At 68.8% G+C, this 2,128-nt stretch carries 2 protein-coding genes; both read left to right on the plus strand.

The window, feature by feature from the left end; all coding sequences use genetic code 11:
• Window positions 1-61: 61 nt before the first annotated feature.
• Window positions 62-1,399: an ABC transporter substrate-binding protein gene (locus tag FNH04_RS45280; protein ID WP_152792042.1), complete on the plus strand. Its 1,338-nt coding sequence runs from the start codon at window positions 62-64 to the stop codon at window positions 1,397-1,399.
• Between the two features lie 56 nt (window positions 1,400-1,455).
• Window positions 1,456-2,128: beta-galactosidase (locus tag FNH04_RS45285; protein WP_194237042.1), on the plus strand; the 673-nt coding region annotated here is incomplete at its 3' end.

A 2,128-nucleotide genomic window follows, 5' to 3' on the forward strand; every position in this document is an offset into this window, starting at 1 on the left:
CCCCCCGGCCCCATCTCTTCAACCCTCACCTGTCCCACCACGAAGAAGTGGAAGCATCTCCATGCGCAGAACGACCAGCCGCCTGCTGCGCGGCATAGCCCTCGTCTCCGCCCTCGCCCTGGGCGCGACCGCCTGCGGCGGCTCCGACGACGGGGGATCCGACCAGAAGCCGGTCTCCTCGGGGGACATCCAGGCGGCCCTGAAGAAGGGCGGCACGGTCACGGTCTGGGCCTGGGAGCCCACGCTCAAGACGGTCGCCGCCGACTTCCAGAAGAAGTACCCGAAGGTCAAGATCAATCTCGTCGGTGAGCGGTCCGGCGACAAGCACTACACCGCCCTGACGAACGCCATCGAAGCCGAGAAGGGCCTGCCCGACGTCGCACAGGTCGAGTACTTCGCCCTGAGCCAGTACGCCCTCACCAAGGGCCTCAGCGACCTGGCTCCCTTCGGCGCCGACAAGCTCAAGGACAAGTACACCCCCGGCCCGTGGAACGCCGTGAGCGAGGGTGACGCCGTCTACGGCCTGCCGATGGACTCCGGCCCCATGGCGATGTTCTACAACAAGAAGGTCTTCGACAAGCACAAGGTCGAGGTGCCCACCACCTGGGACGAGTACGTCGAGGCGGCCGCCAAGCTGCACAAGGCCGACCCCAAGGTCTACATCGCCAACGACGCCGGCGACGCGGGCTTCACCACCAGCATGCTGTGGCAGGCCGGTTCGCGTCCCTACAAGGTCGACGGCACCAACGTGAAGATCGACTTCTCCGACGCGGGCGCCAAGAAGTACACCGACACCTGGCAGAAGCTCATCGACGACAAGCTCGTCTCGCCCATCTCCGGCTGGACCGACGACTGGTACAAGGGCCTGGGCGACGGCACCATCGCCACCCTGACCACCGGCGCCTGGATGCCCGCCAACTTCGTCACCGGCGTGCCGAACGCCTCCGGTGACTGGCGCGCGGCCCCGATGCCGGCGTGGACCGAGGGCGACAAGGCGAGCGCGGAGAACGGCGGCAGCTCCCTGGCGCTGCCCACGCTGGGCAAGAACAAGGAACTCGCCTACGCCTTCGTCGAGTACGCGAACTCCGGCGACGGCGTGAAGACCCGCATCGACGAGGGCGCCTTCCCGGCGACCACCGCGGAGCTCGAGTCCACGGAGTTCCAGAGCAAGGAGTTCGAGTACTTCGGCGGCCAGAAGGCCAACGAGATCTTCGCCGACTCCGCCGCCAACGTCGCCGACGACTGGTCGTACCTGCCCTTCCAGCAGTACGCCAACTCGATCTTCAACGACACGGTCGGCAAGGCCTACGTGTCCGACACCAAGCTGTCCGACGGCCTGAAGTCCTGGCAGGACGCGTCCGTCAAGTACGGCAAGGAACAGGGCTTCACCGTCGAGTAGCGGGCACGGAGCCCCCGCCCGCCTGCCGCCCCGTGCGACACACCGGAAGGACCACCATGACCTCCACCCTCCCGACCCGCCTGCCGAGCGGGCCGGACGGTGACTCCCCCCGTCTCGGCTACGGCGCCGACTACAACCCCGAGCAGTGGCCTCGCGAGGTGTGGGAGGAGGACGTCCGGCTGATGCGCGAGGCCGGCGTCACCATCGTCTCCGTGGGGATCTTCTCCTGGGCCCGCATCCAGCCGGCCCGGGACGAGTGGGACTTCGCCTGGCTCGACGAGGTCATGGACCTGTTGCACGAGGGCGGCATCGGCGTCGACCTGGCCACCGCCACCGCCTCCCCGCCACCGTGGCTCACCACGGCCCACCCGGAGATCCTCCCGGTGACCGCCACCGGTGAGACCCTGTGGCCGGGGGCGCGGCAGCACTGGCGCCCCACCTCGCCCGTCTTCCGCGACCACGCCCTGCGCCTGGTACGGGAGATGGCGAACCGCTACGCGAACCACCCGGCCCTGGTGGCCTGGCACGTCTCCAACGAGCTGGGCTGCCACAACATCTACGACTACTCCGACGACGCGGCCCGCGCCTTCCGCGACTGGCTGCGCGCCCGCTACACCACGCTCGACGCCCTCAACCACGCCTGGGGCACGGCGTTCTGGTCCCAGCGCTACAGCGACTGGGAGCAGATCCTGCCGCCCCGGCTGGCCGCCTCCCACCCCAACCCCACCC

The sequence above is a fragment of the Streptomyces phyllanthi genome (genome assembly GCF_009377205.1).
Classification (GTDB): Bacteria; Actinomycetota; Actinomycetes; order Streptomycetales; family Streptomycetaceae; genus Streptomyces; species Streptomyces phyllanthi.

Bases quoted from the DNA above. Each gene is read 5' to 3' on its own strand.
- FNH04_RS45280 (WP_152792042.1), top strand. From the start codon at position 62: ATGCGCAGAACGACCAGCCGCCTGCTGCGCGGCATAGCCCTCGTCTCC.